We start from the raw sequence: 7,704 nt of genomic DNA, 5'->3' as shown, positions 1-7,704 counted from the left end.
CTGTTCGACGAGCTGCGCAAGCTCGGCGCGCAGGTGTGGCTGACCGGCGCAGACCCCGCCGCCTTCGCCGAGATCGGCGCCGGGGGCGAGATCTTTGACGTCGAAAGCGGACAGGTATCGGCTCGGCGGTAGTCGCAGCCGTTGAACCGGCCCCATTTCCGCCGCGACTAGTTGCCGGAGGCGGCGCCGACGGCGTCGCGGCCGATTTGCAATCGCGCAATGACATCACGCGCGAACCCTGGAGAGTGAGATGCGGGCGGCAAGGTCCGGGGCGCGAGTCCCGGCACGATGGCAGGCGTTTGCGTGCGGCCTCGTCTTGCTCGCGACGTGCATGCTCGCGGCAAGCGCCGGCGCCTGGATGCCGCAGCCGCTATTTTCGGCCGATCTCATACCCGATCCCGATGCCAAGCTACCCGCACCGACCCGCTACAGCTTTCGGGGAATCCACACCACACTGATGCGGGGCGTCGAAGCGCCGCTTCGCGTCAAGCTCGAAGCCACCGTGCCGGCCGAGCTCAGCGACGTCCTCGCCTTCTACCGCACGGAGCTCGGAAAGCTGGGCTGGCAGGAGCAGCACGATGGCGCCGTCGTCTCCGCCGATCACGTCCGGCTCGCGTTCGTCTCTCCGCTCGGGCCGGCCATGCTGGAGCTCGGCCGCAAGGACAGCAGCACCTTGGTCCATCTCGTGCAGAAGAACTCGGATACTGCAACCAGGGCGAACGTCATGCCCGAACCGGGCCAGGCGAAGCTGGTGTTCAGCAACATCGGCGAGACGGAAGCGGTGCTCGGGATCGACGCGCGGACCATCAAGCGCGCCGCCGGCGCTAATGCCGTATCGCTGGATCTGGCGCCCGGCAAATATTCCTACGAACTGGGCGTGCCCGGCCGTCCGGCCCACACCAACATCCTCACCGTCGCGGCCGGCGACGCCTGGGAGCTCACCGTCGGGCGCGACGGCGAGGCATGGTCGCCGCTCCAGCTCTATTGACCAGTCCGGGATCTTTGAACCTGCCCGGTTCCTGCCGCGACTTCTGGTCTGAGGCCCCGCCGACGGCGTTGCGGCCGTTGCAATCGCGCGCGCCAAAGCGCCGCGCGGCATCCTGGAGACGTAACGATGGCGATGATCCCGCGCGGGATGCAAGTCCCGGCACGATGGCGGCTGCTTGCATGCGGTCTCTTCCTGATGGCGAGCTGCTCGATCGCGGCCGGCGCCGACGAGGGCATCGTCGACGTCCACGCGCTGCCGCAGCTCGAAGGTGCGGTGGAAGACATTTCGCGCCCCGATCCCTATCGCGTCGAATATCGCGTGCCGACGCGGCAGGCCGTGACACTGCCCGCCGTCCAAAAGCTCCTGAGCGACAACGGCTGGGTGCCCTATGTGATGCCGCTTGAGGAGAAAAGCACGCTGCTGAAGTTCAGGAAGGGACGACAGGGCCTTTCGGTTCATTTCACGCAGGCGCCCGGCCGGCCCGACCAGTCCGTGGTTTACTACACCACCGACCGGATCTACGGCAACGTGCCGTTTCCGGAAGGTGCAAGCGACATCGTGTTCGACGGGACGAGGCCCTATCTCGGCTGCGTCGCACCGACGACGCTCGATGCGACGTCGGATTTCTATGCCAGCCAGATGGCTGCGATCGGCTGGCAGAAGCTCACACCGGAAACCGCTGCGCGCTGGACCACCGGCCTGAATGAAACCGTTCCCGACGGCCTGCGCGCGTTCTACGCGCACGCCGATAGCAAGGAGACCGGCTTCTATCAGCAGAAGCCGGTGATGCTGACGCTGACGCGCCGCGACGACGGCCGCACCCATGTCGATATCCGGGTCGCACCCTTCGCGCTGCCCACCGAGCTCAAGGCCGATAGTGATCTGGCCGGCCTGCCGCGGCCAAGCCCGACCAAGACGGCCAGGGGCCTCGGCGGCGCGAGCGACAACAAGCGCGAAATGTCGGCCGCCGCGATGGCCGAGTTGCCGGCCGTGCTCGCCTTCTATCACCGCGAGCTCGCCGCGCGCGGCTGGCAGGAGGACGGCAGCGCGCCGCTCGCACCCGGTGACGAGGTCGCGATCAAGATCTCTTCTGCGGAGGAAACCGGCGTGCTGCGGCTCGGCCGCAAATATGATTTCACCATGGTCAGCCTGACCGCGCAGGTGAAGGACTCCGCGCTTGCCGCCCGTGCCAAGGCGAAGAAAGAGGCGGACGAGAAGTTCCTTGGGGATGCGTTAGGTGCGGCCAAGCAGCTCATCACTGCCGACGAAGCAAGGCGCAAGGTGCAGGCGGCCGCGTTGTCCGACGCGCCGCTGAATGCGCTGGCCGACAGCAAGACGCCGGTGCCGCTGCCCGAAAACGCCGAAGGCGTGAAATTCGAGGGCGACGAGGGCCAGCTCGAATTCTCCTCGATCTCGAGCGTGAAGGCGCTTGCCGCGTTCTATCGCGCATCGCTCAAGCCGGCGGGCTGGAAGGAGCAGCCCTCCGTCATCAACCAGCCCAACATGGCGGTGATGGAATTCTCCAAGAGCGGCAAGTCGATCTCGATGACCGTGATGCAGATGGGGCCGAAGGTGAACGTTAGCGCCAACGGCTCCGGTCTGGTCATCGCCGCGGCGAAGCCTGTCGAGGCCAAATCGACCCAAGCCAAGGCGGCCCAGGCCAAATCGAAGGAGCCGCTCACGCTCGATCCCGATTCCACGCTGCCCGTGCCGACGCAGCACAGCTCGACCGGATTAAGCTCCACGAAATTCCCCGGCAGCGACCAGTCGTTCCGGACCGAGCTCGAAGCCAGCATTCCCGCCGAGCTTGGCGAGGTCCTTGCGTTCTATCGCACGGAGCTGACCAAGCGGGGCTGGCAGGAAAAGACCGACGGCGCGATCGTGACCGCCGAGCGGGCGGAGCTCGCGTTCACCTCGCCGCAGGGACCGGCCGTGCTGAAGCTTGGCCGCGCCAGGGACGAGACGATTGTCAGCCTGATGCAGCGGAATCCGCAGGCCGCGGCCAAGGCCGACATCATGCCGAAGGCGGGACAGGCGAGGCTGATGCTCGGCAATATGGGATCGAAGGAAGCATCGCTGACGATCAACAATCAAACCGTGAAGATCGCGGCCGGCGCCGGCGGTCCGCAATCGCCGAAGGGTCCGATGCTCGATCTGCCGCCCGGCAAGTACCAGTACGCGCTGCGTCTGCCGGGACGCCCTGCTCGCACCGAGACCCTCACCGTGGCCGCCGGCGATGCCTGGGGCCTCCTGGTGGGGCCAAGCGGAGATGTGCTGCCGCTGCAGATGTATTGAGCTGCAAGGCCGTTCCGGGGGCGTTCCACGCGCCTCGGAACGCCCCTCCTCCCCGAAAAATCCACGCCTTCCAGAGCCCGAAACCGCGTCTCGAATCGCGCTTTTTCCAAGCCGCCGAATCGGCCTTCGAAGGCCTTGAAAATCGGCCGAAAAATCCCATCTAATCAAAGACTTGCCAGGAGATACTTTGCGCTAGGCGCAATCCGTCTTTCGTGGCACAAATAGCCCGCATATCAGCGCCTTTTGCGCCGCTGATTCGGGCGACATCTCGAAGGCCTCTCATGACAGAACCTGCTCGGCAGACGCCTGCCGAAAACGAACCCTCAAATCCGAGCGATTACGGGGCGGAATCGATCCGCGTGCTCAAGGGTCTCGACGCCGTACGCAAGCGCCCGGGCATGTATATCGGCGACACCGATGACGGCTCGGGCCTGCATCATATGGTCTACGAGGTCGTCGACAACGCGATCGACGAAGCGCTCGCGGGCCATGCCACGCGAGTCGACGTGATCCTCAATTCCGACAATTCCGTCACCGTGCGCGACGACGGCCGCGGCATTCCCGTCGACATCCATAAGGGCGAAGGTATTTCGGCGGCCGAGGTCATCATGACCCAGCTCCATGCCGGCGGTAAGTTCGACCAGAATTCCTACAAGGTTTCCGGCGGCCTGCACGGCGTCGGCGTCTCCGTCGTCAACGCGCTGTCGAGCAAGCTCGGCTTGCGCATCTGGCGCGACAACAAGGAACACTACATCGAATTCGCCCATGGCGATGCGGTCGCGCCGCTCAAGGTGGTCGGCGATGCGCCCGGCAGGCGTGGCACCGAGGTGACGTTCCAGGCCTCGACGGAAACCTTCAAGAACATCGAGTATGATTTCGCCACGCTGGAGCACCGGCTGCGCGAGCTCGCCTTCCTCAACTCCGGCGTCAACATCGCTCTCTCCGACATGCGTCACGCCGTCGAGAAGCGCGAGGAGATGCACTATTCCGGCGGCGTCGAGGAATTCGTCAAATATCTCGACCGCAACAAGAAGGCGATCGTGCCGGCGCCGATCATGGTGCGCGCGGAAGCCAACGGCATCGGCGTCGAGGCCGCGCTGTGGTGGAACGACAGCTACCACGAGAACGTGCTGTGCTTCACCAACAACATCCCGCAGCGCGACGGCGGCACCCATCTCGCCGGTTTCCGCGGCGCGCTGACGCGCCAGGTCAACGGCTATGCCGAGGCCAACGCGAAAAAAGAGAAAATCGCGCTCACCGGCGATGATTGCCGCGAAGGCCTCACCGCTGTGCTGTCGGTGAAGGTGCCGGATCCAAAATTCTCGTCGCAGACCAAGGACAAGCTGGTGTCCTCGGAAGTGCGCCCCGTGGTCGAGAACGTGCTCAACGAGGCGCTGCAGGCCTGGTTCGAGGAGCATCCCTCCGAAGCCAAGATGATCGTCGGCAAGGTGATCCAGGCGGCCGCGGCCCGCGAAGCCGCGCGAAAAGCGCGCGAGCTGACGCGCAAGAGCCCGCTCTCGGTCTCCTCGCTGCCCGGCAAGCTCGCCGACTGCCAGGAAAAGGACCCGGCGAAATCCGAGCTCTTCATCGTCGAGGGTGACTCGGCAGGCGGCAGCGCCAAGCAGGGCCGCAACCGCGAATTCCAGGCCGTGCTGCCGCTGCGCGGCAAGATCCTCAATGTCGAACGCGTGCGTCCCGACAAGATGCTGCACAGCGAGCAGATCGGCACGCTGATCACCGCGCTCGGCACCGGCATCAGCGACGAATTCTCGATCGAGAAGCTGCGCTATCACAAGATCATCGTGATGACGGACGCCGACGTCGACGGCGCCCACATCCGCACGCTGCTGCTGACTTTCTTCTACCGGCAGATGCGCGAGATCATCGACGGCGGCTATCTCTACATCGCCCAGCCGCCGCTCTATAAGGTCAACCGCGGCAAGTCCGAGCAATATCTGAAGGACGAGCGGGCGCTGGAAGATTATCTGATCGATACCGGACTCGACGACTGCGTCTACATTCCCGGCACCGGCGGCGATCGCACCGGCCGCGACCTGCGCTCGCTGGTCGACGACGCCCGTGCCGTTCGCGGCGTCCTGCGCAGCCTGCACACCCGCTACAATCGCAAGGTGATCGAGCAGGCTGCCATCACCGGCGTGCTCAACAAGGCGATCTACGGCGATCGGGAGAAAGCCGCCGCGGCCGCGCAATACATCGCCGCCCGCCTCGACACGCTCGCCGACGAGGTCGAGCGCGGCTGGATCGGTCAATACGTCGAAGGCCATGGTTTCCAGTTCGAGCGCACGGTGCGCGGCGTCAAGGACGTCGCCCTCATCGACGACGCGTTCCTGGGCTCGGTCGAAGCCCGCAAGCTCGACGAGTACACGGTCAAGCTCCAGGACGTTTATGCCCGCCCCGGCAAGCTGCGGCGCAAGGATACCGAGCACATGGTCTACGGCCCGGTCGATCTGTTCGAAGCCGTCACAGACGCCGGCCGCAAGGGCGTCTCGCTGCAGCGCTACAAAGGGCTGGGCGAGATGAATCCGGAGCAGCTCTGGCAGACGACGCTGGACGTCAATGCGCGATCACTGCTCCAGGTGAAGGTCAAGGAGGTCGACGAGGCCGACGACATCTTCACCAAGCTGATGGGCGACGTGGTTGAGCCGCGCCGCGACTTCATCCAGGAACATTCGCTGAGCGCGACGATCGATATCTGAGATCGGATGGCTTTGGACGGTCGTCATGCCCGGGCTTGTCCCGCCTGCGCGGCCGAAGCCGCTTCGGCGAGGCGAAGGCCGGGCATCTACGTTCTCCGTGCATCTGGCAAAGGCGTGGATTGGCCGGGACAGCCCGGCCATGACGTAGAGACACCTCGGCTGAACCTCCCCCCGCCCTCGCAACAAGTGCAGAATTGCTCCCGCGCTCAATTCTCGGTAGCTTCCGCCTCGAAAACCCGCCCCACTCAACACGACAGCGAGAGACCCCGTGGCGCCCATCCAGTACATTGTCGAGGGCGGTCACCGGCTCTCGGGCTCGATCGAGCCTTCCGGCAACAAGAATGCGGCCCTGCCGATCATCGCGGCAGCCCTGCTCACCGAGCATCCGGTGACCTTGGAAAACGTGCCGCGGATCCGCGACACCGAGACGCTGGTCGAGCTGATCCGCTCGGTCGGCGCGGCGGCGGAATGGACCGCCCGCAACACGCTTCATATTCACGCCAAGAGCATCCGCGCCGCGGATCTCGATCCTGAGCTATGCGTGCGCATCCGCGCCTCGATCCTGCTCGCGGGCCCCCTGCTCGCCCGCTGCGGCGAAGTGATGCTGCCGCCGCCCGGCGGCGACGTCATCGGCCGCCGAAGGCTCGACACGCATGTGCTCGCGCTCGAGCAATTGGGAGCCAAGGTCACCGCGACCGACCGGCTCGAATTCCGCGCTTCGAAACTGACCGGCGCCGACGTGTTCCTGGACGAGCCCAGCGTGACCGCGACCGAGAACGCGCTGGTCGCAGCCGTCGCCGCCGAAGGCACCACCTATTTGCGCAACGCCGCGTCCGAGCCGCATGTGCAGGACCTCGCCAACTTCCTGGTCGCGCTCGGCGCAGGGATCGAGGGCATCGGCACCAACACCATGATCGTGCATGGTCCGGCGACGTTGGGTGGTGCGACCTACCGGATCCAGCCCGACCATATCGAGGTCGGCTCGCTGATCGGGCTTGCCGCCGTGACGCGTTCGCCGCTTCGCATCGTGCGCGCGGGCGTCGAGCATCTGCGCTCGATCCGCATGGGATTCGAGCGGCTCGGCATCGTCTGCCGCATCGAGGGCGACGATCTCATCGTGCCCTCGAACCAGACGCTGAAGATCCAGGACGATTTTGGCGGCCACGTGCCGAAGCTGGAAGACCAGCCCTGGCCGGCCTTCCCGGCCGATCTGATGTCGATCGCGATCGTCACCGCCACGCAATGCGAGGGCGTGATCCTGATGTTCGAGAAGATGTTCGAATCGCGGATGTTCTTCGTCGACAAGCTGATCGCGATGGGCGCGCGCATCGTGTTGTGCGATCCGCATCGCGCCATCATCGCCGGTCCAAGCCGGCTGCACGGCGCGACGATGACCTCACCCGACATTCGCGCCGGAATGGCCATGCTGCTCGCGGCCGTCTGCGCCGAGGGCACCTCCACGATCAACAACGCCGACCAGATCGAGCGCGGCTACGAGCGCATCGACGAACGGCTGAATGCGCTCGGCGCGAAGATCAGGCGCGTGCCAGAACGGAAGGGCTGAGAGTTTCTTCCCTTCTCCCCTTGTGGGAGAAGGTGGCATAAGCGGCCTTCGCCGCCGTTTTTAAGAACGCCGAAGCTTCGCATCGGCTATGGCCCCGGATGAGGGGTTGCTTCAGCGAGTCCTGCTGCTTGAGGGCCGTA

At 65.3% G+C, this 7,704-nt stretch carries 4 protein-coding genes and 1 pseudogene; all 5 read left to right on the top strand.

Features of this window, described 5'->3' with window-relative positions; genetic code table 11:
• Window positions 1-132, top strand: a pseudogene (locus tag IVB47_RS23045) (DNA replication and repair protein RecF); the annotation flags it as partial.
• Window positions 133-250: 118 nt separating this feature from the next.
• Window positions 251-988, top strand: a complete 738-nt coding sequence (locus IVB47_RS23040; protein ID WP_247464547.1) for a hypothetical protein — start codon at window positions 251-253, stop codon at window positions 986-988.
• A 126-nt stretch (window positions 989-1,114) separates the two neighbouring features.
• Window positions 1,115-3,283 (top strand): hypothetical protein, encoded by a 2,169-nt coding sequence (locus IVB47_RS23035; RefSeq protein WP_247464546.1) that lies wholly within the window; start codon window positions 1,115-1,117, stop codon window positions 3,281-3,283.
• Between the two features lie 281 nt (window positions 3,284-3,564).
• Entirely contained in the window at window positions 3,565-6,000 is a 2,436-nt protein-coding gene (gene gyrB, locus IVB47_RS23030; RefSeq protein WP_027566101.1) for a DNA topoisomerase (ATP-hydrolyzing) subunit B, read from the top strand.
• Between the two features lie 268 nt (window positions 6,001-6,268).
• Window positions 6,269-7,564 carry a UDP-N-acetylglucosamine 1-carboxyvinyltransferase gene (murA, locus tag IVB47_RS23025; protein ID WP_247426415.1) on the top strand — a complete coding sequence of 432 codons (1,296 nt, stop codon included), beginning with the start codon at window positions 6,269-6,271 and terminating at the stop codon, window positions 7,562-7,564.
• The last annotated feature ends 140 nt before the right edge of the window (window positions 7,565-7,704 follow it).

Source organism: Bradyrhizobium sp. 62, assembly GCF_023073035.1.
Lineage (GTDB): Bacteria > Pseudomonadota > Alphaproteobacteria > Rhizobiales > Xanthobacteraceae > Bradyrhizobium.
This window is presented reverse-complemented; position numbering and strand designations above follow the sequence as displayed.

Excerpts from the sequence above, each read along its gene's own strand:
- IVB47_RS23040 (WP_247464547.1), top strand. The coding sequence starts at position 251 with ATGCGGGCGGCAAGGTCCGGGGCGCGAGTCCCGGCACGATGGCAGGCG.
- IVB47_RS23035 (WP_247464546.1), top strand. The coding sequence starts at position 1,115 with ATGGCGATGATCCCGCGCGGGATGCAAGTCCCGGCACGATGGCGGCTG.
- gyrB (WP_027566101.1), top strand. The coding sequence starts at position 3,565 with ATGACAGAACCTGCTCGGCAGACGCCTGCCGAAAACGAACCCTCAAAT.